Annotated in this window: 26 protein-coding genes; 9 read left to right on the forward strand and 17 right to left on the reverse strand. The window is 71.0% G+C overall.

The window, feature by feature from the left end; all coding sequences use genetic code 11:
• Positions 1–91: 91 nt before the first annotated feature.
• Complete coding sequence (locus tag VEC03_RS01690) at positions 92–1,000, reverse strand: hypothetical protein (protein WP_324912396.1); 909 nt, start codon at positions 998–1,000, stop codon at positions 92–94.
• A gap of 13 nt (positions 1,001–1,013) precedes the next feature.
• Between VEC03_RS01690 and VEC03_RS01695 the strand changes: the two genes are divergently transcribed.
• Positions 1,014–1,715, forward strand: coding sequence for a hypothetical protein (locus VEC03_RS01695; RefSeq protein ID WP_324912397.1), 702 nt, complete (start codon positions 1,014–1,016; stop codon positions 1,713–1,715).
• 47 nt (positions 1,716–1,762) lie between these two features.
• Here VEC03_RS01695 and VEC03_RS01700 read toward each other — a convergent pair whose 3' ends face one another.
• The 9 genes from VEC03_RS01700 to VEC03_RS01740 form a co-directional block, all read right to left on the reverse strand.
• The gene (locus VEC03_RS01700; protein WP_324912398.1) at positions 1,763–2,029 is read right to left on the reverse strand and encodes a hypothetical protein; all 267 of its coding nucleotides are present in this window, start codon (positions 2,027–2,029) and stop codon (positions 1,763–1,765) included.
• A gap of 76 nt (positions 2,030–2,105) precedes the next feature.
• Complete coding sequence (locus VEC03_RS01705) at positions 2,106–3,020, reverse strand: DUF808 domain-containing protein (RefSeq protein ID WP_324912399.1); 915 nt, start codon at positions 3,018–3,020, stop codon at positions 2,106–2,108.
• A gap of 84 nt (positions 3,021–3,104) precedes the next feature.
• Positions 3,105–3,299, reverse strand: coding sequence for a hypothetical protein (locus VEC03_RS01710; protein ID WP_324912400.1), 195 nt, complete (start codon positions 3,297–3,299; stop codon positions 3,105–3,107).
• 70 nt (positions 3,300–3,369) lie between these two features.
• Positions 3,370–3,615, reverse strand: coding sequence for a F0F1 ATP synthase subunit C (gene atpE, locus VEC03_RS01715; RefSeq protein WP_324912401.1), 246 nt, complete (start codon positions 3,613–3,615; stop codon positions 3,370–3,372).
• A 42-nt stretch (positions 3,616–3,657) separates the two neighbouring features.
• Positions 3,658–4,125 (reverse strand): 2-amino-4-hydroxy-6-hydroxymethyldihydropteridine diphosphokinase, encoded by a 468-nt coding sequence (folK, locus tag VEC03_RS01720; protein ID WP_324912402.1) that lies wholly within the window; start codon positions 4,123–4,125, stop codon positions 3,658–3,660.
• Positions 4,126–4,157: 32 nt separating this feature from the next.
• Positions 4,158–5,762 (reverse strand): polynucleotide adenylyltransferase PcnB, encoded by a 1,605-nt coding sequence (gene pcnB, locus VEC03_RS01725; protein ID WP_324912403.1) that lies wholly within the window; start codon positions 5,760–5,762, stop codon positions 4,158–4,160.
• Entirely contained in the window at positions 5,759–6,433 is a 675-nt protein-coding gene (locus VEC03_RS01730) for an HAD family hydrolase (RefSeq protein ID WP_324912404.1), read from the reverse strand. Before VEC03_RS01730 ends, pcnB begins: the two co-directional genes overlap by 4 nt.
• Positions 6,430–7,104: a DnaA regulatory inactivator Hda gene (hda, locus tag VEC03_RS01735; RefSeq protein WP_324912405.1), complete on the reverse strand. Its 675-nt coding sequence runs from the start codon at positions 7,102–7,104 to the stop codon at positions 6,430–6,432. The genes VEC03_RS01730 and hda overlap by 4 nt, the downstream gene beginning before the upstream one ends.
• The gene (locus VEC03_RS01740) at positions 7,101–8,171 is read right to left on the reverse strand and encodes an AI-2E family transporter (RefSeq protein WP_324912406.1); all 1,071 of its coding nucleotides are present in this window, start codon (positions 8,169–8,171) and stop codon (positions 7,101–7,103) included. The genes hda and VEC03_RS01740 overlap by 4 nt, the downstream gene beginning before the upstream one ends.
• 92 nt (positions 8,172–8,263) lie before the next feature.
• Here VEC03_RS01740 and purM point away from each other — a divergent pair, with 92 nt between their 5' ends.
• The gene (purM, locus tag VEC03_RS01745) at positions 8,264–9,298 is read left to right on the forward strand and encodes a phosphoribosylformylglycinamidine cyclo-ligase (RefSeq protein WP_324912407.1); all 1,035 of its coding nucleotides are present in this window, start codon (positions 8,264–8,266) and stop codon (positions 9,296–9,298) included.
• 58 nt (positions 9,299–9,356) lie between these two features.
• On the opposite strand, the gene VEC03_RS01750 is transcribed toward purM, so the two are convergent.
• On the reverse strand, positions 9,357–10,208 hold the full coding sequence (locus VEC03_RS01750; protein ID WP_324912408.1) for a SirB1 family protein: 852 nt from the start codon (positions 10,206–10,208) through the stop codon (positions 9,357–9,359).
• Between the two features lie 61 nt (positions 10,209–10,269).
• The gene (gene murJ, locus VEC03_RS01755; protein WP_324912409.1) at positions 10,270–11,835 is read right to left on the reverse strand and encodes a murein biosynthesis integral membrane protein MurJ; all 1,566 of its coding nucleotides are present in this window, start codon (positions 11,833–11,835) and stop codon (positions 10,270–10,272) included.
• A gap of 107 nt (positions 11,836–11,942) precedes the next feature.
• Between murJ and rpsT the strand changes: the two genes are divergently transcribed.
• Positions 11,943–12,248 (forward strand): 30S ribosomal protein S20, encoded by a 306-nt coding sequence (gene rpsT / locus VEC03_RS01760; protein WP_324912410.1) that lies wholly within the window; start codon positions 11,943–11,945, stop codon positions 12,246–12,248.
• 262 nt (positions 12,249–12,510) lie between these two features.
• Here rpsT and VEC03_RS01765 read toward each other — a convergent pair whose 3' ends face one another.
• Positions 12,511–12,816, reverse strand: a complete 306-nt coding sequence (locus tag VEC03_RS01765) for a DUF3579 domain-containing protein (RefSeq protein WP_324912411.1) — start codon at positions 12,814–12,816, stop codon at positions 12,511–12,513.
• A 232-nt stretch (positions 12,817–13,048) separates the two neighbouring features.
• Between VEC03_RS01765 and VEC03_RS01770 the strand changes: the two genes are divergently transcribed.
• Positions 13,049–14,242 (forward strand): aspartate aminotransferase family protein, encoded by a 1,194-nt coding sequence (locus VEC03_RS01770; protein ID WP_324912412.1) that lies wholly within the window; start codon positions 13,049–13,051, stop codon positions 14,240–14,242.
• Between the two features lie 4 nt (positions 14,243–14,246).
• Positions 14,247–15,167 (forward strand): ornithine carbamoyltransferase, encoded by a 921-nt coding sequence (gene argF, locus VEC03_RS01775; protein ID WP_324912413.1) that lies wholly within the window; start codon positions 14,247–14,249, stop codon positions 15,165–15,167.
• A 50-nt stretch (positions 15,168–15,217) separates the two neighbouring features.
• On the opposite strand, the gene VEC03_RS01780 is transcribed toward argF, so the two are convergent.
• Positions 15,218–15,595, reverse strand: coding sequence for a hypothetical protein (locus VEC03_RS01780; protein WP_324912414.1), 378 nt, complete (start codon positions 15,593–15,595; stop codon positions 15,218–15,220).
• A 75-nt stretch (positions 15,596–15,670) separates the two neighbouring features.
• On the opposite strand from VEC03_RS01780, the gene VEC03_RS01785 reads away from it, so the two are divergent.
• The 4 genes from VEC03_RS01785 to kynA all read left to right on the forward strand — a co-directional run bounded on the left by VEC03_RS01785 (position 15,671) and on the right by kynA (position 18,863).
• Positions 15,671–15,997, forward strand: a complete 327-nt coding sequence (locus tag VEC03_RS01785) for a YkgJ family cysteine cluster protein (protein WP_324912415.1) — start codon at positions 15,671–15,673, stop codon at positions 15,995–15,997.
• A 73-nt stretch (positions 15,998–16,070) separates the two neighbouring features.
• Positions 16,071–16,697, forward strand: a complete 627-nt coding sequence (gene kynB / locus VEC03_RS01790; RefSeq protein WP_324912416.1) for an arylformamidase — start codon at positions 16,071–16,073, stop codon at positions 16,695–16,697.
• 58 nt (positions 16,698–16,755) lie between these two features.
• Positions 16,756–18,018 carry a kynureninase gene (gene kynU, locus VEC03_RS01795; protein ID WP_324912417.1) on the forward strand — a complete coding sequence of 421 codons (1,263 nt, stop codon included), beginning with the start codon at positions 16,756–16,758 and terminating at the stop codon, positions 18,016–18,018.
• Positions 18,015–18,863: a tryptophan 2,3-dioxygenase gene (gene kynA / locus VEC03_RS01800; protein WP_324912418.1), complete on the forward strand. Its 849-nt coding sequence runs from the start codon at positions 18,015–18,017 to the stop codon at positions 18,861–18,863. Before kynU ends, kynA begins: the two co-directional genes overlap by 4 nt.
• Before the next feature lie 18 nt (positions 18,864–18,881).
• On the opposite strand, the gene VEC03_RS01805 is transcribed toward kynA, so the two are convergent.
• The 3 genes from VEC03_RS01805 to VEC03_RS01815 all read right to left on the reverse strand — a co-directional run bounded on the left by VEC03_RS01805 (position 18,882) and on the right by VEC03_RS01815 (position 24,099).
• A complete protein-coding gene (locus VEC03_RS01805) occupies positions 18,882–20,060 on the reverse strand; it encodes an FAD-dependent monooxygenase (RefSeq protein ID WP_324912419.1) in 1,179 nt (392 codons plus the stop codon).
• Positions 20,061–20,099: 39 nt separating this feature from the next.
• On the reverse strand, positions 20,100–21,104 hold the full coding sequence (locus VEC03_RS01810; RefSeq protein WP_324912420.1) for a hypothetical protein: 1,005 nt from the start codon (positions 21,102–21,104) through the stop codon (positions 20,100–20,102).
• A gap of 124 nt (positions 21,105–21,228) precedes the next feature.
• On the reverse strand, positions 21,229–24,099 hold the full coding sequence (locus VEC03_RS01815; protein WP_324912421.1) for an aconitate hydratase: 2,871 nt from the start codon (positions 24,097–24,099) through the stop codon (positions 21,229–21,231).
• Between the last annotated feature and the right edge of the window lie 2 nt (positions 24,100–24,101).

Genomic DNA, 24,101 nt, shown 5'->3' on the forward strand with positions numbered 1-24,101 from the left:
GGCTCGACGGTGACGATGCTAGTGGGAGCTGGGGCGACTCGGCCGTACGGGCACGAATCGGCGCACGCGATGCCGCGGGTCGTGGCCTATTTCACGCGTTCGGCGCAGCAGCGCCGCGGGCGCGCCGGGCCTGCGGCGGGGGCACCTCGTAGAGGCCGAACTGCTCGCGCACGCTGCGGGTCTCGGGCAGCACGTAGATGATCGCCCCGGCGCTTCGCACCAGGGGCGAGAACACCTTCTCGTAGAAGGCCACCGGCAGGTTGATGCAGCCGAAGGAGATGCGGTTGTCGCGGGACGTGGACGAGGCCAGCCGCTGCAGCCGACGCTCGGCCTTCACCAGCGGGCGCACCCGGTGCATGGAGACGGCGAGGTCGTAGGAGACCCAGACGATGTCCTCGCCATGGGTGTTCACGCCCGGCTCGGCGACGAAACGGCCGGCCGGCGTGGTCTTTTCCTCCGGGCGGACCTGCGACAGGGGCTTCTCGCCGATGCCCGGCACCGGGTCGTCGCCGACCGCGGCGCCCAGGAGGGCCGGCACCTGCTGCACCAGCACGCCGTCCGGGCCGAACAACCACACGCGGGCATCCTGCTTGTCGACGATGGCGAAGGCACGGCGGCCGTGGTCGCCGGAGTCCACCGCCCAGTCCGCCACCTGCCTCACCGGCTCCGGAGGCCGCCGGCCGCCGAAGACGGCGTGGCGCGGGGGCCGCACAGGAGGGGCCGTGATGAGGGGTGCAGACGGAGCGGGCGCCTGCACTGCTGCGGGGGCCGGTACGGCAGGCGGTGGTGGCAGCGCAGCGACTTGTTGCTGCGCTGCCGGCGGCACCACGCGCTCGTCGGTCGCAGCGGCCGCCGCCGGCGACTCGCCCTGGCGGCGTTCCAGCCAGCCGGCCCCGCCGATCCCGAGCGCCAGGCCCAGGGCCAGCAGGAGCGCGCGCGCGGCGCGCCCGGCGCCCGGTGGGCGCCGTTCAGGACGGGAAATGTCGCGTGGCATGCGCATGAAGGATCCGCACATGAAAAGGGCGGGCGCGCGGCCCACCCTTCACCGGAGCCAGCCGGCTCAGTTGCGGTCGGCGCGGGCCGCGCGATCGCTGGTGCTGCTGTCCGTGGTGCTGCTGCCGGCGCTGCCCGACGCACCCATGGTGCTGCCGCTGCTGCTGCCGCTGCTCGAGGTGTCCGACGAACCGCTGCTGGCCGCCGGCGAGCTGGACGAGCTGGAGCTGGTGCTCGGCGAGCTGCTGGGGGTGCTGGAGGACGAGGACGAGGAGCCGCTGGCACCCATGGTGCTCGGCGACGAGGAGCTGGACGAGCTGGACGACGGCGAGGAGGTGCTCGAATCGCTGCTGCCGCTGGCACTCGGGCTCGTGGTGCTGCCGCTGGTGCTCGGGCTGCTGCTCGAACCGGAGGCGCCCATCGAGCTGGTCGAACGGTCATTGGGGTTGGTCGGCGTGGAGGCGCCGGCGGTGCCGCCGGCGGCACCTGCTGCCGGGGAAGCACCCGTCGATCCGCTGCTGCCCGAACTCTGGGCGAAGGCGATGCCGCCGAACGCCAGGGCCGCCGCGGCCGCCAGGGTCGTGAAGGTCGTCTTGGTTGCGCTCATGTTGAACTCCTTGATTGACATGCTTGGAAACGCGCCGGCATGGCGCGCCGGCTGCGCAAAGATTAGGCGGCGCCTGAGCACCAGCGAAGTGGGCTTAGAACGGCAGGGCCTGTAGGACCGCCACTGTCACGATTTGCGGCTCAGGCACCGGCGCGCGCAGGGCTAAGCCTGAGCCTCGCCGGGTGCCGGCTGCTCGGTCTTGGAGACGCCCCGGATGTTCAGGATGGCCAGCGCCACCTGCAGCGCGATCAGCGCCCACGCGCCGTCATGCCAGCCCCACACGGCCCACAGCACGTTGCTGGCGAGAAACACCCAGAAGCCGGTGTTGCGGCGATGCTTGCGGCTGGAGGCGACCAGCCAGGCCGCCAGCAGGCTGGCCGCCATCGCGGGCCACTGCAGCAGGTCGATCCATTCGGGCAGGAATTCCATGGCGCCGCACGCTAGTCGCCTGCGCCGCACTCACGCGACAGCAGCGTGCCATGCAGGCTGTAGGACGCCGGCCGCTTCAGGCCGGAGCACGGCGGGCGAAGGTGCGGCGCGCCACTTCCACGACTGCCAGCACGATGGCGCCCGCCACCATGCCGATCGCCGCGTGCAGCAGCAGCGGCAGCAAGGCCGCTGCGATGCCGGGCAGCGCGTGCGAGGCACCCTCCACCGCATGCTCGAGCGCCGGGACGCCGTGCGTGAGGATGCCGCCGCCGACCAGGAACATGGCGATGGTGCCGGCGATCGACAGCCCGCGCATCATCCAGGGCGTGGCGCGCAGCAGCCCGCGCCCCACCGCCGCAGCGATACGGCGCCCGCGCGACACCAGCCACAGCCCCAGGTCATCGAGCTTGACGATGCCGCCCACCAGCCCGTACACGCCCACCGTCATCAGGGCGGCGATGCCGACCAGCACGCCGATGCGCGTGGCCAGCGGCTGGTCCGACACGGTGCCCAGCGCGATGACGACGATCTCCGCCGACAGGATGAAGTCGGTACGGATCGCTCCGCGGATCTTGGTTTTCTCCAGGGCCAGCACATCCACCGCCGGGTCGGCCAGCGCGCGTTCCAGTTCCTTGTGCCGGGCATCCTCCTCCCCGTGGTGCAGGAAGCGATGGGCGAGCTTCTCCACCCCCTCGAAGCAGAGGTAGGCGCCGCCCAGCATCAGCAGCGGCAGCACCGCCCAGGGCGCCAGCGCGCTGATGGCCAGGGCGGCCGGGACCAGGATCAGCTTGTTGACGGCCGAGCCCTTGGCCACCGCCCACACCACCGGCAGTTCGCGGTCGGCGGCGATGCCGGTGACCTGCTGCGCGTTCAGCGCGAGGTCGTCGCCCAGCACGCCGGCCGTCTTCTTGGCGGCGACCTTGGTCAGGATGGACACGTCGTCCAGCAGGGTGGCGATGTCGTCCAGCAGGGCGAAGAAGCTCGAAGCCATGGCAGCGGGTCGGGGCAGGGCCCGCCATCATCGCCGAAGGCGGCGCGCCCGTGGGCCGCGCGGCGGCGACCCTCAGCGGCGACCTCAGGTGTTGCCGGTGACGTAGGGGCTGCGCGGCTTGTGGTCCTCGCGCACGTGGTGCTCCTCGGCACGCTCGTCGGGATGGTGGATGGTCTCGTTGCTGCCTTCGGGCACCGGCTCTTCACCGGGGTCCGGCCGCTCGCGTGGCGGCACCACGTCGGGCGCGGAAGCAGGCTTGTTGGAAGCAGGCTGGTTCATGGCAAGTCCTCCAGCCCACTCTAGGAAGGGCGCCGCCGCCGCGCTGTAGGACGGCGGCGCGTGGCGGCGCTCAGCCGGTGGCAAAGGGATTGGCGAACACGAACATCATCGCCACGCCCACGCCGATCAGGAAGTTCGCGTCGATCAGTCCGGTCAGCAGGAACATCTTGACCTGCAGCGGTTCCATCAGCTCGGGCTGGCGCACGGCGCCTTCGATGAAGCGCCCGCCCATGGTGCCTATGCCCAGGCAGGCGCCGATCGCGCCGAGGCCGATGATCAGTCCGCACGCCAGTGCAATCAGTCCGGTGTCGCTCATGGGGTACCTCCTTCTTCGTTGGACGGCCCCATGGTCGCCGGCTCAGGGAATGCGGGCAATGACCTGGGAGGTCATGGCCGCCAGCGCGCCGGGCGGCACCAGCGCCGGTGCGATCTCGGCCAGCGGCGCGAGCACGAAGGCGCGCTCGTGCATGCGCGGATGCGGCACGACCAGCCGCGGGCTGGCGATGCGCGCCTCGCCATAGAGCAGCAGGTCGAGGTCCAGAGTGCGCGGTGCGTTCGGCCACGGGCGTTCGCGCCCGGCCTCCAGCTCCAGCCGCTGCAGGGCCGCGAGCAGTCCGGGGGCCGGCAGCGTCGTGCGCAGCGCCACCACGGCATTGACGAAGTCCGGGCCGGTGGTGCCCACCGGCGCGGTGCGCCAGAGCGAGGAGCGCGCGGTGACGCGGGTGTGCGGCAGGGTCCCCAGCCGGTCCATGGCTGCCAGCACGGCGGCCCTCGGGTCGCCCAGGTTGGCACCGAGCGCCACGTAGGCTGTGACCGGCTCCCTCATGGCTGCGCGTCGCGCCGCGGCAGCGACACGCGTCAGTCGCCGGTGCCGGCCGGTGGCGCGGCCTCGCTGCCGGCCGCAGCCGCGGCTCCGGCCGGCTTGCGGCGGCGGCGCCGGCGCTTGCGGGGCGCGTCGCCCGTGGCCCCCTCGGCGGCATCCGATTCGCCCTGTTCCTGCGCCGGGGCGGGCGGGAGCGGCGCACCAGCGGCCGGGCGCTCCGCGGCCGAGGCCTTCTCCTGCGGCTTGACCACGCGCACGCGGCGCGCACCCTTCTGCTGCTGCTCGGCGCGCACCTGGGCGACCAGGTCCTCGCGGGCCTGCTCGTCGGCCTGGCTGAACTCCTGCCACCAGTCGGCCAGCACCACGTCGACCTCGCCGGAATCGGCGCGCAGCCGCATGAAGTCGAAGCCGGCGCGGAAGCGCGGCTGTTCGACCAGGCTGAAGGGCGTGCTGCCCATGCGGCGCTCGAAGCGCGGCTGCATCATCCAGATCTCGCGCATGTCGGCGCCGAGCTTGCCGCGGCCGGACACGTCGCCGATGCGGCTGTCGAACACGTCGTCGATGGCGCCCTGCAGCGCCGGGATCGGGTGCTGCTTCTGGGCCAGCCGTTGGGCCCAGCCCTCGCGCACGTCGGACCACAGCACGCAGGCCAGCAGGAAGCTGGGCGCGACCGGCTTGCCTTCGGCCACCCGACGGTCGGTGTCCTGCAGGGCCGAGCGCACGAACGGCTGGTCGGCCCGCTCGACCACCAGGTCCAGCAGGGGATAGATGCCGGTGGCCATGTCCAGGGCCTTGAGCTGCTCGATGGTCGCGACCGAGTGGCCGGTCTGCAGCAGCTTGAGCATCTCGTCGAACAGGCGGCTCTGCGGCACGTCGGCCAGCAACGGCAGGCTGGGCCGCAGCGCGGCCTGGGTCTTGCCCTCCAGCTTGAAGCCCAGCGGGCTGAGCTTGGCGGCGAAGCGCACCGCGCGGATCACCCGCACCGGGTCCTCGCGATACCGGGTGGCAGGGTTGCCGATCATGCGCAGGGTCAGCTTGCGCGCGTCCTTCATGCCGCCGTGGTAGTCGACCAGCGTCTGCGTCTGCGGGTCGTAGTACATGGCGTTGATGGTGAAGTCGCGCCGGGTGGCGTCTTCCTCCTGGGGCCCCCAGACGTTGTCGCGCAGCACGCGCCCGCTGGCGTCCACCGCGTGCTTCATCCCGGCCAGCTCGTTGCGGCTGGTCTTCTCGTTGCCCGCAACGGCCTCGGCCGCGGCGTTGTCCATGTACGCGCGGAAGGTGGAGACCTCGATCACCTCGTGTTCGCGCCCGCGCCCGTACACCACGTGCACGATGCGGAAGCGCCGGCCGATGATGAAGGCGCGCCGGAACAGGCCCTTGACCTGCTCGGGCGTGGCGTCGGTGGCGACGTCGAAGTCCTTGGGCCGCAGGCCCAGCAGCAGGTCGCGCACCGCGCCGCCGACGATGTAGGCCTCGAAGCCGGCCTCCTTGAGCGTGCGCACCACGTTGGCGGCGCGCTCGTCCACCAGGGCCGGGTCGATGTGGTGTTCCTGCGGGCCGATCTCCTGGCGCTTGCCGAAGCGCGGCTTGCGGCCGTTGCCGCCGCCGCCCAGCAGGCGGTCGATGAATTGCTTGATCATGGGTGGGAAGGGAACAGGTCGAGTATGCGCCAGCCACGCTGGGCGGCCAGGCTGCGCAGGACGGCGTCCGGGTTGGTGGCCACCGGGTGGTCGCAGCGCTCCAGCAGTGGCAGGTCGTTCATCGAGTCCGAATAGAAGGTGGTCTCGACCTGCCCCCAGTCCAGGCCCTGTGCGGCCAGCCACTGGCCGACCCGGTCGACCTTGCCCGCGCGCATGGACGGCACGCCGTCGATCTCGCCGGTGATCCAGCCGGCCTCGTCGCGCGCCAGCCGCACCGCGATCAGCTCGTCCACTCCCAGCGCGCGGGCGATCGGCTCGGTGACGAACTCGTTGGTGGCAGTGACGATCAGCACCCGGTCGCCGGCGTCCTGGTGCGAGCGCACCAGTTGCAGCGCCTCGGGCCGGATGGCGGGCCCGACCACCTCGCGCATGAAGCGCTCGCGCGCCTGCGCGGCCGCCTCGGGGCCCTTGAGGCGGATCGCCTCGGTGGCGAAGCGCACGTAGTCGTGCACGTCCAGCGTGCCCGCCTTGTAGTGCTCGTAGAAGGCGTCGTTGCGCTGCTTGAAGACGACGGGGTCGGTCCAGCCGATCGCCTGCGTGAACTCGCCCCAGGCGTAGTCGGAGTCGATCGGCAGCAGCGTGTGGTCGAGGTCGAACAGCGTGACCTTCACTCGTTTTCCAGCATGGACTTGATGAGGGGGATGGTGATGGCGCGCTGGGTCTGCAGCGCGTAGGCGTCGAGTTGCTCCAGCAGTTGCATCAGGCTGCCCAGGTCGCGCGCGAACCGGGTCAGCATGAAGTCCATCACCTCGTCGGAGAGGAACACGCCGCGCGCATCGGCGGCGCGGCGCAGCACCGCGCGGCGCTCGGGCTCGGACAGCACCTGCAGCTGGAACACGTGGCCCCAGCCCAGGCGCGTGCGCAGGTCCTCGCGCAGCCGCAGGCCGGCCGGCGCCAGCGGCCCGGCAGCCAACACGCCGCGCTGCAGGGCCTGCGCGCTGACGAACCAGGCGAACGCGGCGTGCTGCTGCACGGCGGTGTACAGGTGCACGTCGTCCATCAGCACCACGGCCCAGCGCTCGTCGAAGGCGGGCGGCTCCAGCATGGAGGCGTCCAGCCAGCCGACGGCGGCGCCCTGCTCGCGCAGGGCTTCCTGCACGGCCTTGAGCAGGTGGGTCTTGCCACTGGCCGGCGGACCCCACAGGTAGGTCGGCACCGGGCTGCGGGTCGGGCTGCCCACCCACAGCTTCAGGTGCGCCAGCGCGGCCTCGTTCGGCCCGGCGCTGAAGCCCGCCAGCGTGGGGGCGCGGGCCAGGGCGATGGGAAGCGGCAGCTGCTTCATCCCTGGTACAGGCCGCTGCCCATGTAGCCGGCGCGCACCCGGCGGATCGCCACCAGCAGCAGCGCGCTGGCCGGCAGCGCCACCAGCACGCCGAGGAAACCGAACAGCTGCGCGAAGGCCAGCAGCGCGAAGATGACGGCCAGCGGGTGTAGCCCGATGCGCTCGCCCACCAGCCGCGGCGTGAAGAAGAAGCCCTCGATCACCTGGCCGGAGCCGTAGACCACCGCCACCATCACCAGCGCCTTGGCCGAGGCGAACTGCAGCAGCCCGGCCAGGATGGCCAGCACCAGCCCGATGCCGAAGCCCAGGTAGGGCACGAACATGGCCAGCCCGGTGAACAGGCCGATCGGCAGCGCCAGGTCCAGCCCGAACAGGGCCAGCCCGGTGGAATAGAAGGTGGCCATGGTGAGCATCACCAGCAGCTGCCCGCGCAGGTACTGGCCGAGCACCTGGTCCGCCTCGTGGGTGAAGGAGTCCACCGCCGGGCGCACGCGCGGCGGCACCAGTTCCACCATCCGGTGCACGAAGCGGTCCCAGTCCAGCAGCAGGTAGAACAGCGCGACCGGGATCAGCACCGCGTTGAACACCAGGGCGAAGGCCACGCTGCCGCCGATCTTGAGCGAGGACAGCAGGCTGCTGACCGCGTCGTCGTAGTTGGCCTGCAGGTAGCGCATCACCTGCACCTTCAGGCTCTGCAGGTCCAGCGCGACGTCGATGCCGAACTGCGCCAGCCACGGGCGCACGGTGTCGTCCAGCCACTTGAAGAGCACCGGCACCTGCTCGCGCATCAGCGGGATTTCCTTGGCCAGGATGGGCACCACCATGAGGAACAGCGACAGCAGCACCACGATGAAGAGCAGCTCCACCAGCACCACCGACACGAAGCGCGGCACCCGGCCGCGGCCGGCTTCGTCCAGGCGATCGACCAGCGGCGTGAGCGCGTAGGCGAGCACCGCGCCGACCACGAAGGGCGTGAGCACCGGGCCCAGCGCGCGCAGGGCCCAGACCGACGCCAACGCGATCAGCGCCCAGATGGCGGCGCGTTTCTGCGTGGGTGTGAAGGGCATCGGCGGCGGTGCTGCGGCGGCCGGCCCGCGGGAGGGCCGCCGGTAAAATCACGCGAATTCTATCGGGCGCCCCTGCGCGCCCTCCCCCTCCCATGAGCCAGACTCCCCTCTCGTACAAAGACGCCGGCGTGGACATCGATGCCGGCGACGCGCTCGTCGACCGCATCAAGCCCCTGGCGAAGCGCACGATGCGCGAAGGCGTGATGGCGGGCATCGGCGGCTTCGGCGCGCTGTTCGAGGTGCCCAGGCGGTTCCGGGAGCCGGTGCTGGTCAGCGGCACCGACGGCGTGGGCACCAAGCTCAAGCTCGCCTTCGAGTGGGGCATGCACGACACCGTGGGCATCGACCTGGTGGCCATGAGCGTCAACGACGTGCTGGTGCAGGGCGCCGAGCCGCTGTTCTTCCTCGACTACTTCGCCTGCGGCAAGCTGGACGTGGACACCGCCGCCCGCGTGGTGGGCGGCATCGCGCGCGGCTGCGAGCTCTCCGGCTGCGCGCTGATTGGCGGCGAAACGGCCGAGATGCCCGGCATGTACCCGCCCGGCGAATACGACCTGGCCGGCTTCGCAGTCGGCGCGGTCGAGAAGTCGAAGATCCTGTCCGGCTCGAACGTGCAGGCCGGCGACGTGGTGCTGGGCCTGGCGTCCAGCGGCGTGCACTCCAACGGCTTCTCGCTGGTGCGCAAGTGCATCGAGCGCGCCGGCGCGCAACTGCCGGCCACGCTGGACGGCCAACCGTTCCGGGAAGCGGTGATAGCGCCCACGCGGCTGTACGTCAAGCCGGTGCTGGCGGCACTGGCGCAGCATGCCGGCATCAAGGCGCTGGCCCACATCACCGGGGGCGGCCTGCTGGAGAACATCCCGCGCGTGCTGCCCGAAGGCCTGGCCGCCCACCTGAAGGCGGGCAGTTGGCCGCGCAGCGAGCTGTTCGCCTGGCTGCAGGCGACCGCCGGCATCTCCGACCAGGAGATGAACCGCACCTTCAACAACGGCATCGGCATGGTGGTCGTGGTGGCGCCGGGCGAAGCGACCGCGGTGGCGGCGACCCTGCGCGCACAGGGCGAGACGGTGCACGACATCGGCGCCATCGCGCCACGCGGCGACGGCGCCGCGGTCGTGATCGCCTGAGCCGGCCGACGGCCGCTGCGCCGGCCGGGTACCCGATGGCGGGGCGCTCGCGCGGCCCTCAGCTTCGGGCGCGGCGCAGGTCGGCCACGCGCTCGGCGATCGCGTCGATGTCGAGCGAATCCTGCGCGTGGATCAGGTAGGTCTCCAGGTCCAGCACGGCCATGGCCGCATGGCCCTGCTCCGCATGCGCGAGGCCGCGGTCGCGGTACTCGGCCCAGGCATCGGGCAGCAGCACCAACAGCCGGTCCTGCACCGCGATCAGGCGCTGCCAGTCTTCCTGCGCGCGGTGGATCTCCTTCAGGTTGCGCAGCATGCGCGCGATGATGTCGCGCGGCGACGCGGCCTGCAGGTACAGCCCGAGCGGGACCTCGAATTCGTCCACAAGCCCGCTGCGGCGCTTGTAGGGCTCCAGCCGCTCGGACAGTTCCTCGCGCGAGAGCGACTGGCCGGTGAAAGGGTCGATCACCACCTGCCCCTTGGGCAGGTTCACCTTGATCATGAAGTGGCCGGGGAAGCACACGCCGCGCGCGTGCAGGCCCAGGCCCTGGGCCAGTTCCATCCACAGCACGGCCAGCGAGATCTGGATGCCGCGCCGGGTGCGCAGCACGACGTTGAGGTAGCTGTTGTCGGGATCGCAGTAGTCGTTGACGTTGCCGCCGAACGACAGGTCGCGGAAGAAGAACTGGTTGAGCGCACGCAGCCGCTGCAGTGGCGCGGCGTCGGCAGGCAGGCGGCGCTTGAGGCGCGCCAGCAACTGGTCGACGTCGCCCAGCACCTGCTGCACGTCGAGGTCGGGGTACTCGTCCTGGGCGATGCTGGCAGCCGCTTCCAGCAGGGGGAAATGGTCGTCGTCCTGCACCAGTGCACGGAAGTACTCCAGTGCGGTCGGGACCTCGAAGTTGAGCGGCATGGTGGCGATCGTTGTAATGGACCGGCCGTGCGAGCGTCAAGGCAGGGTCGTACCCGGCTTGTCAGCGCGTGACAAATTGCCTCAGCTTCAAGCCGGCGGCCCAGAGCGCACCGAAGTAGAGCGCGCCCGACGCCACCAGCAGGCCGCCCAGGAGCGCTGCGCGCTGCAGGGCCTGCGCGCGCAGCGCCATCCAGGGGAAGTGGCCGGCCGCCCAGGCCAGGAAGATGGCCAGCAGCGCCGTGGCGGCCAGCACCTGCAGCAGGAAGCGTGGCCAGCCCGGTGCCGGCAACCAGCTGCCGCGCCGGCGCAGGCCGACCAGCAGCCAGCCCGCATTGAGCAGCGCACCCAGGCCGATCGAGAGCGCCAGGCCGGCGTGCTTGAAGAAAGGCACGAAGGCGACGTTCATCAACTGGGTCAGCACCAGCACCAGGACGGCGATCTTCACCGGCGTGCGCGTGTCCTGGCTGGCGTAGAAGCCGGGCGCCAGCACCTTGATGCCGACCAGGCCCAGCAGGCCGATGCCGTAGCCGCCCAGCGCCACCGACACCTGCAGCACGTCGCTGTCGCGGAACGCGCCATAGTGGAACAGCGTGGACACCAGCGGCAGGCCGAACACCAGCAGCGCGGCCGAGGCGGGCGCCGCCAGCAGCACCACCAGGCGAAGGCCCCAGTCGAGCATGGACGAATAGCGCTCGCCGTCGCCGGCGGCGCGGGCGGAGGCGAGCTGGGGCATGAGCACCACGCCCAGGGCAACGCCGAGCAGGGCCGTGGGGAATTCCATCAGGCGGTCGGCATAGAACAGCCAGGTCACGCTGCCGGCCGGCAGCCAGGAGGCGATCTGCGTGTTGATCAGCAGGGAGATCTGGGCGACGCTGACGCCCAGCAGGGCCGGGCCCATGAGCGAGAGGATGCGGCGCACCCCGGGGTCGCGCCAGGCAGCGCGGACGCGCGACCAGGCGAGCCCGATGCGCGGCAGCATGCCGAGTCGCCGCAGCGCCGGCACCTGGATGCCCAGCTGCAGCAGGCCGCCCAGCATGACGCCGGCGGCCATCGCGTAGATCGGCTCGATGCCGCGGGCGGCGAACCAGGGCGCCCCCCACCAGGCCGCGGCGATCAGGGCCACGTTGAGCAGCACCGGGGTGGCCGCGGGGATGGCGAAGCGCTTCCAGGTGTTGAGGATGCCGGCCGACAGCGCCACCAGCGACATGAAGCCGATGTAGGGGAACATCCAGCGGGTCATGAGCACGGCGGCGTCGAAGGCCTGCGGGTCCTGCCGCAGCCCGCTGGCCAGGGCCCAGACCAGGGCCGGCGAGGCCGCCACGCCGACCGCGCAGGTCGCCAGCAGCACCCAGGCCAGCACCGTGGCCACGCTGTCGACCAGCCGGCGGGTGGCCTCCTCGCCCTGTTGCTCGCGGGTGTGGGCCAGCGCCGGCACGAAGGCCTGGCTGAAGGCGCCCTCGCCGAACAAGCGGCGGAACAGGTTGGGGATGCGGAAGGCGACGTTGAAGGCGTCGGTCAGTGCCGTGGCGCCGAACACCGCCGCCATCAGCAGGTCGCGGATGAGCCCGGTGATGCGCGACGCCAGTGTCAGCAGGGAGACCGTGGAAGCGGCTTTGAACAGGCTCACCGGCTCAAGTGTACCGGCGCCCCTGCGGCGCCCTGCAGGCAAGTGGGCGCTTCGCTTACAATGGAGGGCTTTGCTGGCATCATCCTCAGACACCGAAGGAACCATCCATGGCTTCTACCAAGCCCAAGAAGAAGAACCCCCGCCTGGCGTCCGGCCGCAAGCGCGCGCGCCAGAACGTCAAGCTCAATGCAGCGAACACCTCGCTGCGCTCCAAGTACCGCACCGCGGTGAAGAACGTGGAGAAGGCCGTCGCCGCCGGTGACAAGGCCAAGGCCACCGAACTCTTCGCCAAGGCCCAGAGCATCGTCGACACCGTCGCCGACAAGGGCATCTTCCACAAGAACAAGGCGGCCCGCGACAAGGCCCGCCTGTCGGCCAAGGTCAAGACCCTGGCCGCCCCCGCCGCCGCCTGACCCCGTCAGACCGGCTCGCCCGGGCCTGCATCCGCAAGCCCGCCGTTTGAACCGGGTGCGCTGCCAGCAAAGCAAGGAAACCGCCTTCGGGCGGTTTTTTTGTTGCGCGCTCTGAGCGCAAGCGCGCGAAGCGCGCCTTTGCTGGCACCCGAATGCCTCGGGGACAGGCCGGCGAAGCGCGAGCGCGCAGCCGCTCTGTCCTCGACTGACCAGGTGTATTCGCGTGCATTCGCGCGCAGCGCGCTCGCAGGATCTACAGGATCTACTCAGCCCCCGCCACCTTCTCTGCCATCCGCAGGTCGTTGTCGCGGGCGAAGTTCATGACGAAGTCCCAGGCCATGGGGTCGTGCCGGCGCAGGTCGCTGTGCACCACCACCGTCTTGACGCCGTCGATCACGCGCGGCACGCACCACGGCGAGTAGCTCAGGTGGCTGCCCGGAGCCGACCCGCCCGGCCGGAAGCCGCTCATGACCCCGGCCAGGCGCTCGGCCCAGTCGCTCGGGCGGAAGGTTCGACCGTCCCGGGTGATGCCCTGGATGAAGACTTCTTTGGCGGGGGTGGTGACCATGTAGGGGTAGGCATGGCGGCGCCGCGGCAACGGGGATCAAGGCCCGCGACAGCGCCCAAGTATTCTATCTTATATAAGACTTCCGGCCCGTCGACGCCGGGCCCGCCACGAGCATCGCACCGCATCGCTGCGATGCGCAATCGTCAAGCATCGGGCTTCCGGCCTGTGCCTAAAATCGGGCCTCAACGGCTCACGCGTTGAGCCGCTTTTCTTTTCTGGAGGACACCTTCCAATGGCCCTGATCGAGGCAGCGACGCCGCACACGATGAACACCTACGGCCGCGTGCCGATCGCCCTGTCGCACGGCCAGGGCGCGCGCGTGTGGGACGTCAACGGCAAGGCCTACCTGGACGCGCTGGCCGGCATCGCGGTCAACACCCTGGGCCACAACCACCCCAAGCTGGTGCCGGCGCTGCAGGACCAGGTCGCCAGGATCATCCACAGCAGCAACTACTACCACGTGCCCAACCAGGAGAAGCTCGCGGCCAGGCTGGCCGGGCTGTCGGGGCTGTCCAAGGTGTTCTTCTGCTCCACCGGGCTGGAGGCCAACGAGGCCGCGATCAAGCTGGCGCGCAAGTTCGGGCACGACAAGGGCATCGAGCGGCCGCAGATCGTGGTGTACGAAAAGGCCTTCCACGGCCGCAGCATCGCCACCCTGTCGGCCACCGGCAACCCGAAGATCCAGCAGGGCTTCGGCCCGCTGGTGGAAGGCTTCATCCGGGTGCCGCTGAACGACATCGAGGCGCTCAAGGCCGCCACCGAGGGCAACAAGGACGTGGTGGCCGTGTTCTTCGAGACCATCCAGGGCGAAGGCGGCATCAACCCGATGCGCGCCGAGTACCTGCAGCAGGTGCGCGAGCTGTGCGATGCACGCGACTGGCTGATGATGATCGACGAGGTCCAGTGCGGCATGGGCCGCACCGGCAAGTGGTTCGCCCACCAGTGGGCCGGCATCCGCCCCGACGTGGTGCCCATGGCCAAGGGCCTGGGCTCGGGCGTGCCGATCGGCGCGGTGGTGGCCGGCCCGCGGGCGGCGGACATCTTCCAGCCCGGCAACCACGGCACCACCTTCGGCGGCAACCCGCTGGCCATGCGCGCCGGGGTCGAGACCATCCGCATCATGGAAGAGGACGGCCTGCTGGAGAACGCCGCCGACGTGGGCAGCCACCTCAAGGGCCTGCTGGCGCGCGAACTCGGCGGCCACGCCGGGGTGAAGGAGATCCGCGGCCAGGGCCTGATGATCGGCATGGAACTGGACCGGCCGTGCGGCGTGCTGGTCAACCGTGCCGCCGAAGCGGGTCTGCTGATCAGCGTCACCGCCGACAGCGTGGTGCGGCTGCTGCCTCCCCTGATCTTCACGCGGGCCGAGGCCGACGAGTGCGTCGCCATCCTGGCGCCGCTGGTCAAGTCCTTCCTCGCGGAGTAAGGCGATGACGATCCGGCACTACCTGCAGTTCGTGGACTTCACGGCCGACGAGTACGCGTGGCTGTTCGAACGGGCCGCCGTGATCAAGCGCAAGTTCAAGGCCTACGAGAAGTACCACCCGCTGGCCGACCGCACGCTGGCCATGATCTTCGAGAAGGCCTCCACCCGCACGCGCGTGAGCTTCGAGGCCGGCATGTACCAGCTGGGCGGCAGCGTGGTGCACCTGACCACCGGCGACAGCCAGCTCGGGCGTGCCGAGCCGATCGAGGACTCGGCGCGGGTGATCAGCCGCATGGTGGACCTGGTGATGATCCGCACCTTCGGCCAGGACAAGATCGAGCGCTTCGCCGAGCACTCGCGGGTGCCGGTGATCAACGGCCTGACCAACGAGTTCCATCCCTGCCAGATCCTGGCCGACCTGTTCACCTACCAGGAGCACCGCGGCTCCATCGCCGGCAAGACCGTGGCCTGGGTGGGCGACGGCAACAACATGGCCAACACCTGGCTGCAGGCCGCCGAGCTGCTGGGCTTCACGGTGCACGTGTCCACCCCCAGCGGCTACGAGGTCGACCAGGCCGTGGCCGGCGTGCGCAGCCGCGACAGCTACAAGGTGTTCAAGGACCCGATGGACGCCTGCCGCGGCGCCGACCTGGTAACCACCGACGTGTGGACCAGCATGGGCTACGAGGCCGAGAACGAGCAGCGCCGCAAGGCCTTCGCCGACTGGTGCGTGGACGAGGAGATGATGCGCGTGGCCAAGCCCGACGCCCTGTTCATGCACTGCCTGCCCGCCCACCGCGGCGAGGAAGTGGCCGCCGAGGTGATCGACGGCCCGCAGTCGGTGGTGTGGGACGAGGCGGAGAACCGCATGCACGTGCAGAAGGCGCTGATGGAGTACCTGCTGCTGGGTCGCGTAGCGCCCTGAGCGCCGGAGACGGGCGACTGCCGTCGCCGTCATCCCCCACCGCGCACCGGTCAGCGCGCCAGCGCTGCCGACGATGCCCCCAGGGTCATCACGCCCAGCTTCACCAGCCGCGACTCGATCGCCCAGCGGGTGCGGCCGAGCGCCGCCGCCAGGTCCTTGGTCGGGGTGCCCGCGTCGAAGCCGGAGCGCAACTGCTCGTCGTCGTCCGCGCTCCAGGGCTTGCCGGTGTTGGGTGGCGCCTCGCGCCGCGGCCGCGCCGCAGGGGCGGGCGCGGCCACCGCAGTGTCCAGCGCCTGCGAGACCGCGAACAGCGCGCGGATCACCGGCGGTGCGTTGTAGGGGCTGTCCGCCGGCATGGCCTCGCCGGTGACGGGGTGGATGCCCTGGGCCAGGGTGTCGATAATCTCGCGCGCGGTCTGCAGTTCCATGATCGTTCCTTTCCAAGAAACTGTATTTGCATACAGTGATCGCGCAACGCCAGGCGGCCGCCGGCGGTTGACCACATGTCCCCCACCCTCCCCCATCCTTGCCTGGTTTGCGGTGCCTGCTGCGCCGCGTTCCGCGTCGACTTCGCCGTCGAGGAACTCGACCACAACGGCGGCTGCGTGCCCGCCGGGCTCGCGGTCGAGGTGACCGCCCGCACCTGGCGCATGCGCGGCACCGACCACCAGCCGATGCGGTGCGCCGCGCTGACCGGCCGAGTCGGCGAAAAGGTCGCCTGCGGCATCTACGAATGGCGACCCAATCCCTGCCGTGAACTGGAGCCGGGCAGCGATGCCTGCCTGCGCGCCCGCGCGCGCCACGGCCTGCCGCCGCTGCCGATGCTTTAGGCCTCAACAAAAATCAAAGGGTGTTGGCAATAACCGACACCACGGTTATTTCCGGCGTTCCACACTGCGCCGCATGCCACGCCTCTGGGACATCTCGCCGCCGGTGCACGCGGGCTCGCCCGTGTTCCCCGGCGACACGCCGTACGCGCAGCAGTGGGCCGCGCAGATCGCGCCCGGCTGCCCCGTCAACGTCAGCAGCCTGACCCTTTCGCCGCACGTGGGCGCCCATGCCGACGCCCCGCTGCACTACGACCCGCAGGGCGCCGCCGTCGGCGCGCTCGACCTCGACCCCTACCTCGGCCCCTGCCGCGTGATCCACGCCATCGGCCGCGCGCCCCTGGTCCACTGGGCGGATCTCGCCCATGCCGCCGCGGACCTGCCGCCGCGCGTGCTGGTGCGCACCTACGAGCGCATGCCGGTGGACCGCTGGGACGACGCCCTGGCCGCCTTCGCCCCCGAGACGATCGAGCGCCTGGCCGATGCCGGCGTGCGGCTGGTGGGCATAGACACCGCCAGCATCGACCCGGCCGACAGCAAGGACCTGCCCAGCCACCAGTCGATCCGCCGACGCGGCCTGCGCGTGCTGGAGAACCTGGTCCTCGACGAGGTCCCCGAAGGCGACTACGAACTGATCGCCCTGCCCCTGAAACTGATGACGGCCGACGCTTCGCCGGTGCGCGCCGTCCTGCGTACTCCATGAGCGCGCCGGGCCCCCCCAAGCGCTCATTTCCGGAGCACGCAGTGCGGAGGAATTCCGAATGCTGACATTGCAAGCCTGCCGCGCCCGCGACGCGGCCGACCCGCTGCGCCCGCTGCGCGACCTGTTCGCTCTGCCCGACGGCGTGATCTACCTGGACGGCAACTCGCTCGGTCCGCTGCCGCGGGCCACGGCCGCGCGCGTCGCGCGCACCGTCGAACACGAATGGGGCGAGGGCCTCATCCGCTCCTGGAACACGGCGGGCTGGTACGAGATGCCGCGCCGCATCGGCGACCGCATCGCCGGCTGGATCGGCGCCGGCCCCGGCGAAACGGTGGCCACCGACACCACCTCGATCAACCTCTACAAGGTCCTGAGCGCCGCCCTGGCGATCGCGACGGAGGACCAACCGGGCCGCCGCGTCGTGCTGAGCGAGCGCAGCAACTTCCCGACCGACCTGTACATCGCCCAGGCCTTGTGCGCCGAGCGCGGCTGCGAACTGCGGCTGGTCGACGCGCCGCAGGAGATTCCGCAGGCGCTGCAAGGCGGCGACGTCGCCGTGCTGATGCTCACCCACGTGAACTACCGCACCGGCGCCATGCACGACATGGCGGCGCTCACCGGCCTGGCCCACCGCCACGGCGTGCTCGCGGTCTGGGACCTGGCGCACAGCGCCGGCGCCGTGCCGGTGGACCTGCAGGGCGCCGATGCCGACTTCGCGGTCGGCTGCGGCTACAAGTACCTCAATGGCGGTCCCGGCGCACCGGCCTTCGCCTGGGTGCACCCGCGCCACGCCGACCGCTTCTGGCAGCCGCTGGCCGGCTGGTGGAGCCATGCGGCTCCGTTCGAGTTCACGCCCGAGTACCAGCCGGCGCCCGGCATCGCCCGCTACCTGTGCGGCACGCAACCGGTGCTGAGCCTGGTGGCCCTCGACTGCGGGCTCGATGCCCTCGATGCCGCGCGTCCGCTGGGCGGCATGGACGCCTTGCGGGCCAAGTCGCTGGCCCTCACCGACCTGTTCATCGCGCTGGTGGAGGAGCGCTGCGCCGGCCAGGCACTGGTCCTGGTGACGCCGCGCGAGCACGCGCAGCGCGGCTCGCAGGTGTGCCTGTCGCGGCCCGAAGGTGCCTACGCCATCGTGCAGGCGCTGATCGCGCGCGGCGTGATCGGCGACTTCCGCGCGCCCGACATCCTGCGTTTCGGCTTCACCCCGCTGTACCTGGGCTTCGAGGACGTGTGGAACGCCGTCGAGCAGCTGCGCCAGGTGCTGGAGAGCGGCGAATGGCAGCGCCCCGAATTCAACCGACAACAGGCCGTGACATGAACGACAGGACCCGACCCGAGGACATCGTGCGCGCAGAAGGCGCGCAACTGGATTTCAGCCGCTCCATGAGCTACGGCGACTACCTGCAGCTGGACGCGATCCTCAGCGCGCAGAAGCCGCTGTCGCCCAACCACAACGAGATGCTGTTCATCATCCAGCACCAGACCAGCGAGCTGTGGATGAAGCTGATGCTGCACGAGCTGGGCGCGGCCATCGGCTGCGTGGCGTGCGACGAGCTCGGCAGCGCCTTCAAGATGCTGGCCCGCGTCTCGCGAATCATGGAGCAGCTGGTCCACGCCTGGGACGTGCTGGCCACCATGACGCCGCCCGAGTACAGCGCGATCCGGCCCTACCTGGCCAGCTCCAGCGGCTTCCAGAGCGCACAGTACCGGCGCATCGAATTCACGCTGGGCAACAAGAACCCGGCCATGCTCAAGCCCCACGAGCACCGGCCCGACCTGCTGGAGCAGGTGCGCGCCGCCTTCGAGGCCCCCTCGCTGTACGACGAGTCGCTGCGCCTGCTGGCGCGGCGCGGCCTGCCGGTGCCGGCCAGCCACGTCGAGCGCGACTGGACCCTGCCCTACGTCGAGAGTCCGGAAGTGGAGCAGGCCTGGCTGCAGGTCTATCGCAACCCCGAGCAGTACTGGGACCTGTACCAGCTCGGCGAGGAGCTGACCGACCTGGAGGACGCGTTCCGGCTCTGGCGCTTCCGCCACGTGACCACGGTGGAACGCATCATCGGATTCAAGCGCGGCACCGGCGGCACCGGCGGCGTGCCCTACCTGCGCAAGATGCTGGACGTGGTGCTGTTCCCCGAGATCTGGCGGCTGCGCACCGATCTCTGAACCGGGGCCGCAGGCCGCTCAGGCCTCGATGCCCCGGTACAGCCAGGGCAGGTCGAGCAGCGGCTCGCCGCCGGCCGCCATCGCGAGGTTGCGGGCACGGCGCAGCAGGCCGTCGGCATGGAAGATCCAGCCGTTGCGCTGCGAGCGGCGCTGCACCCGCGCGCAACGCTGCCAGCGATTGAGCGCGTAGCGCTGCAGGCTGGTGGGCACGTCCATCACGCGCTCGTCGCAGGCGGCCAGCACCTTCTGCAGCGACCAGGCGTCCTCGATCGCCATGCCGGCCCCCTGCGCGAGGTAGGGCCGCATCGGATGGGCCGCGTCGCCGAGCAGCACGGCCCGCCCGCGCGCCATCTCCGCCGCCCCGCGCACCGGCGGACGGTCGTGCACCGGCCACATGCGCCAGACCTCGACCGCATCGACCAGCGACTGCAGTTCGCCGCACAGCCCGGCGACGGCCGCGCGCAGGGCATCGGGGTGCACGGCGTGGTCCCAGCCGGCGCCCGCCCGCCCTTCGATGAATCCGACCACGTTGAGCGCCTCGCCGGCCCGCACCGGGTAGCGCACCAGGTGCATCTGCGGTCCCAGCCAGGCCTGCACCTCGTTGCCCCGCAGCGCGGCGGGCAGCTGCGACATCGGCACCAGCGCCCGGTAGGCCACGTGCCCGGTCGCCGGCGCGGGGCCGTCGCCCACCAACTGCTCGCGCAGGCGGCTCCACACGCCGTCGGCGATCGCCATGGCATCGGCTTCCACCAGCGCGCCGCCCTCCAGGTGCGCCTGCGCCAGTTCGCCATCGACCCGGACGGCGGCGATGCGCAGGCCGGTGCGCAGCCACGCGCCGGCATCCGCGGCGGCCTGCAGCAGCGCGTCGTGCAGGTCGGCGCGGTGCACGGTCAGGTAGGGGGCGCCATAGCGCTGCTGCGCCGAAGCACCGAGCGCGAGCGAGCCCAGTTCGCGCCCATCCAGGGCATCGCGCACCGACAGGCGCGGCGGCTGCCAGGCGAGCGCCTGCAGCCGATCCAGCAAACCCCACTCGCGCAGCACGCGCGTGGCATTGGGCCCGAGCTGCAGGCCGGCGCCCACTTCGGAGAACTCCTGGGCCTGCTCGAACAGCCGCACCTCCCAGTTGGCGGCCCGGGCGGCCACTGCGGCCGCGAGCCCCGCGATGCCTCCCCCGGCGACGAGAACGTCCTGTGCCATTGCCGCGCATTGTGCCCGCGCTCGCGCGCGCAGCAGCCCTCAGGGCGCGGCGGCAACGCCGATCAGCGAGGCCACCAGCTGCGCCTCGCCGATCGCCGTCTCCCGCAGCGTGATGCCCGCGTTCACCTGGCCGCGCAGGAAGTCGGCGACGGCGGTGCCCACCGCGGCGTCCTCGGCCACCACTTCGATGGCAGCGGGCGGACCGACCCGCTGCAGGAACGTTGCCATGCCGGCGGCCAGCTCGAGGGCCGGTCGCGACTGTTCGCCCACCAGCAGCACCAGCCGGTCGGCCGGGCGCAGGGCTTCGTGCACCAGGGGATTGCCGAAGGCACGGCGCGAGACGGCCTGCACCCGCAGCGGCCGGCCGCTCAAGGGCAGGTCCAGGTACGCGGCGCCGAAGTCGCTGGTGCCCGGGGTCGCGTCGGCGAAGCGGCGATAGACCAGCGGCCGGTTGAAATGGTCGGCGAGCTGGCGCGCCCGTTCGATGGCACGCTGGTCGTCCGAGGCCAGCAGCCCGAAGCGGCGGTCCAGGTCGGGCAGCACCGTGGAAGGCGTCAGCGTGCAGGGCTCGCTGAGCACGCGCCAGATGTCCTGCGGACGCATCGAAGGCGCCGTGGCCACCGCCTCGATGCGGCGCTCGAACGGAACCGGCCCCTCCAGCCACTGGGTCGTGCTCAGGACCAGCGGCTCCTGCAGCGTGCGTGGCCCGAAGCTGCGGTGCAGGACGCGCGGCACCGCGTGGCGGCCGCGGGCCGGCGGCTTGAGCGCCGCCTCGATCACCGCCTCCGGTCCTTCCTGCCACAGCACGAACCAGCCGGCGACGTGCAGCACGGCACCGCACAGGCCGGGCACGCGCCCGGGACCCTGCACGCGCCTGCGGGCGGCGAACAGTTCGTCCATGGCCGAGCCCCGCACCTCGGCCCGGCTCACGCGCACCACGCGCAGCACGCCCTGGCCATCGGGCACCGGCGGTGTGGCGGAACCGATGGATTCCTCCGGCGCGATGGTGGGCGAGACGCCCCGGCGGGCGCTGAATCGGATCAAGGGGCCAGTCCTTCGGCAAGGGCCCGCCGCGCGGGCTCGCTCGAGTGTACGGCCTGATCCTTCAGGCTTGAAGCATCTCCGGGCCGCTCGCAGCCCCGATGCGACTGCTGCGACGAGGCGGCCCTCAGGCCGCGAGCAACTGCCGCAACACGAAGGGCAGGATGCCGCCGTGGCGGTAGTACTGCACCTCGATGTCGGTGTCGATGCGCAGCGTGACCGTGATCTCCTGCCGGCTGCCGTCGGCGCGCAGCACCACGACCTTGGCGTCGCTGCGCGGGCGCAGGCTGGGGTCGGGCACCACGTCGATCAACTCCGAGCCGTCCAGCCGCAGCGACTGCCAGGTGTCGGTGTCCTGGAACTGCAGCGGCAGCACGCCCATGCCCACCAGGTTGCTGCGGTGGATGCGCTCGAAGCTGCGCGCGATCACCGCCTTGATGCCCAGCAGCTGGGTTCCCTTGGCCGCCCAGTCGCGCGAGGATCCCGTGCCGTACTCCTCGCCGGCGAAGATGACCGTGGGCCGGCCCTCGGCCATGTACTTCATGGCGGCGTCGAAGATGGACATCTTCTCCGTGCGGCCCTGGGCGTCGCGGTACAGGGTCACGCCGCCCTCCTCGCGCGAGCCGCCCGGCAGCGCCGGGATCATCAGGTTCTTGATGCGCACGTTGGCGAAGGTGCCACGCATCATCACGTCGTGGTTGCCGCGGCGCGAGCCGTAGCTGTTGAAGTCCGCCTTCTTCACGCCATGCGCCAGCAGCCACTGGCCGGCCGGCGAGCTCTCCTTGATCGACCCGGCTGGCGAGATGTGGTCGGTGGTGATCGAGTCGCCGAACAGCGCCATGATGCGCGCCCCGCGCACCGACACGTCCTGCTTCGGGTCGTTGGCCGCGGGCGGCTGCGGGTCGAAGTCCGGGAACAGCGGCGGCTCGGCGATATAGGTGCTGGCCGGCCAGGCATAGGTCTCGCCGGACACGCCGTGGATGCCCTTCCAGAGCTCGCCCGGCTCGGACTTCACCTTCGCGTAGTTGCGGCGGTAGGCCTCGCCGTCCATGGCGTGCTTCATCAGCTTGTGGACCTCCTCGCTGGACGGCCAGATGTCGCCCAGCCAGACGTCCTTGCCGCCGTGTCCCTTGCCGACCGGCTCGCTCATCAGGTCCTTGAGCACCGTGCCGGCCAGCGCGTAGGCCACCACCAGCGGCGGGCTGGCCAGGAAGTTGGCCTTGATGTTCGGGTGGATGCGGGCCTCGAAGTTGCGGTTGCCCGACAGCACGGCGGCGCACACCAGGTCGTTCTTGGTGATGGCTTCGTTGATCTCCGCCGCCAGGTCGCCCGAGTTGCCGATGCAGGTGGTGCAGCCGTAGCCCGCCACGGTGAAGCCCAGCTGCTCCAGGTAGGGCAGCAGCCCGGTCTTCTGCAGGTACTCGGTCACGATACGCGAGCCGGGCGCCAGCGAGGTCTTGATGTGCGGCTGCACGCGCAGCCCCGCTTCCACCGCTTTCTTGGCCAGCAGGCCGGCGGCCAGCAGCACGCCCGGGTTGGAGGTGTTGGTGCAGCTGGTGATGGCGGCGATCAGCACGTCGCCGTTGCCTATGGTCACGTCCTGCGGCGCGGTGGGCGCCGCGGCGGCCTCCGACTGCGCCGAATGCAGCGTCGGCCGGTTGTAGACCATCTCCGTCTCGGACACGATCGCCGCCGGCCGCAGCGGGGGGGCGGACGGAATCTTGGGGTCCGGGGTTTCGCCGCCCGGGTGCAGCAGCGTACGGCTCTGCAGCGTCTCGGCCGGCTGGTTGAACCCGTTCTCGGCGATCGGGGCGCTGAACAGGCGCGTGAACTGCTCCTTGACCTTGCCCAGTTCGATGCGGTCCTGCGGCCGCTTGGGACCCGACAGGCTGGGCGTGACGTCGCCCAGGTCCAGTTTCACGACCTGCGAGTAGTCCAGTTCGCCGGCCTGCGGCACGCCGAACAGGCCCTGGGCGCGGAAGTAGGCCTCCAGCGCCGAGATCTCGGACTCGCTGCGGCCGGTGCCGCGGAAGTAGTCGAGGGTCTTCTCGTCGACCGGGAAGAAACCCATGGTGGCGCCGTACTCGGGCGCCATGTTGCCGATGGTGGCGCGGTCCGGCACGGCCAGCGTGCGCGTGCCCTCGCCGAAGAACTCGACGAACTTGCCGACCACCTTGTGCTTGCGCAGCAGCTCCGTCACCGTGAGCACCAGGTCGGTGGCGGTGCAGCCTTCGCGCAGGCGGCCGGTCAGCTCCAGGCCGACCACGTCGGGCGTGAGCATGTAGACCGGCTGGCCAAGCATGGCCGCCTCGGCCTCGATGCCGCCCACACCCCAGCCGACCACGCCGATGCCGTTGATCATCGTGGTGTGGCTGTCGGTGCCGACCAGCGAATCGGGGTAGTAGACGCCCTGGGGCGTGCTGTGCACGCCGCGCGCCAGGTACTCCAGGTTGACCTGGTGGACGATGCCGAAGCCGGGCGGCACCACGCCGAAGGTGCTGAAGGCCTGCATGCCCCACTTCATGAACTCGTAGCGCTCGCGGTTGCGGTGGAACTCGAGCTTCATGTTCAGGTCGAGCGCGTCGCGCGTGCCGTAGTGGTCGACCATGATCGAGTGGTCCACCACCAGGTCCACCGGCACCAGCGGTTCGACGCGCCCCGGGTCGCGGCCCAGCCGGGCCGCAGTGCTGCGCATGGCGGCCAGGTCTGCCAGCAGCGGCACGCCGGTGAAATCCTGCAGCACCACGCGCGCCACCACGAACGGGATCTCCTCGGTGCGCGCCGCGGTGGGCGACCAGTTGGCGACCTGGCGCACGTGGTCGGCGGTGACCTTGAGGCCGTCGCAGTTGCGCAGCACCGACTCCAGCACGATGCGCATGGACACCGGCATCCGCCTGATGTTGGGGAATTCCTCGGCCAGGGCCGGCAGCGAGTAGAGGCTGCCGGTCTGCCGGCCGAACTTGAAGCTCTTCAGGGTGCGGGCAAAGGCGTGGGGCATCG

The organism is Ramlibacter sp. (assembly GCF_035627355.1).
Lineage (GTDB): Bacteria > Pseudomonadota > Gammaproteobacteria > Burkholderiales > Burkholderiaceae_C > Ramlibacter.

Coding starts and splice junctions, on each gene's coding strand:
- VEC03_RS01690 (WP_324912396.1), bottom strand. CDS start 1,000: ATGCGCATGCCACGCGACATTTCCCGTCCTGAACGGCGCCCACCGGGC.
- VEC03_RS01695 (WP_324912397.1), top strand. CDS start 1,014: ATGAAAAGGGCGGGCGCGCGGCCCACCCTTCACCGGAGCCAGCCGGCT.
- VEC03_RS01700 (WP_324912398.1), bottom strand. CDS start 2,029: ATGGAATTCCTGCCCGAATGGATCGACCTGCTGCAGTGGCCCGCGATG.
- VEC03_RS01705 (WP_324912399.1), bottom strand. CDS start 3,020: ATGGCTTCGAGCTTCTTCGCCCTGCTGGACGACATCGCCACCCTGCTG.
- VEC03_RS01710 (WP_324912400.1), bottom strand. CDS start 3,299: ATGAACCAGCCTGCTTCCAACAAGCCTGCTTCCGCGCCCGACGTGGTG.
- atpE (WP_324912401.1), bottom strand. CDS start 3,615: ATGAGCGACACCGGACTGATTGCACTGGCGTGCGGACTGATCATCGGC.
- folK (WP_324912402.1), bottom strand. CDS start 4,125: ATGAGGGAGCCGGTCACAGCCTACGTGGCGCTCGGTGCCAACCTGGGC.
- pcnB (WP_324912403.1), bottom strand. CDS start 5,762: ATGATCAAGCAATTCATCGACCGCCTGCTGGGCGGCGGCGGCAACGGC.
- hda (WP_324912405.1), bottom strand. CDS start 7,104: ATGAAGCAGCTGCCGCTTCCCATCGCCCTGGCCCGCGCCCCCACGCTG.
- VEC03_RS01740 (WP_324912406.1), bottom strand. CDS start 8,171: ATGCCCTTCACACCCACGCAGAAACGCGCCGCCATCTGGGCGCTGATC.
- purM (WP_324912407.1), top strand. CDS start 8,264: ATGAGCCAGACTCCCCTCTCGTACAAAGACGCCGGCGTGGACATCGAT.
- VEC03_RS01750 (WP_324912408.1), bottom strand. CDS start 10,208: ATGCCGCTCAACTTCGAGGTCCCGACCGCACTGGAGTACTTCCGTGCA.
- rpsT (WP_324912410.1), top strand. CDS start 11,943: ATGGCTTCTACCAAGCCCAAGAAGAAGAACCCCCGCCTGGCGTCCGGC.
- VEC03_RS01765 (WP_324912411.1), bottom strand. CDS start 12,816: ATGGTCACCACCCCCGCCAAAGAAGTCTTCATCCAGGGCATCACCCGG.
- VEC03_RS01770 (WP_324912412.1), top strand. CDS start 13,049: ATGGCCCTGATCGAGGCAGCGACGCCGCACACGATGAACACCTACGGC.
- argF (WP_324912413.1), top strand. CDS start 14,247: ATGACGATCCGGCACTACCTGCAGTTCGTGGACTTCACGGCCGACGAG.
- VEC03_RS01780 (WP_324912414.1), bottom strand. CDS start 15,595: ATGGAACTGCAGACCGCGCGCGAGATTATCGACACCCTGGCCCAGGGC.
- VEC03_RS01785 (WP_324912415.1), top strand. CDS start 15,671: ATGTCCCCCACCCTCCCCCATCCTTGCCTGGTTTGCGGTGCCTGCTGC.
- kynB (WP_324912416.1), top strand. CDS start 16,071: ATGCCACGCCTCTGGGACATCTCGCCGCCGGTGCACGCGGGCTCGCCC.
- kynU (WP_324912417.1), top strand. CDS start 16,756: ATGCTGACATTGCAAGCCTGCCGCGCCCGCGACGCGGCCGACCCGCTG.
- kynA (WP_324912418.1), top strand. CDS start 18,015: ATGAACGACAGGACCCGACCCGAGGACATCGTGCGCGCAGAAGGCGCG.
- VEC03_RS01805 (WP_324912419.1), bottom strand. CDS start 20,060: ATGGCACAGGACGTTCTCGTCGCCGGGGGAGGCATCGCGGGGCTCGCG.
- VEC03_RS01815 (WP_324912421.1), bottom strand. CDS start 24,099: ATGCCCCACGCCTTTGCCCGCACCCTGAAGAGCTTCAAGTTCGGCCGG.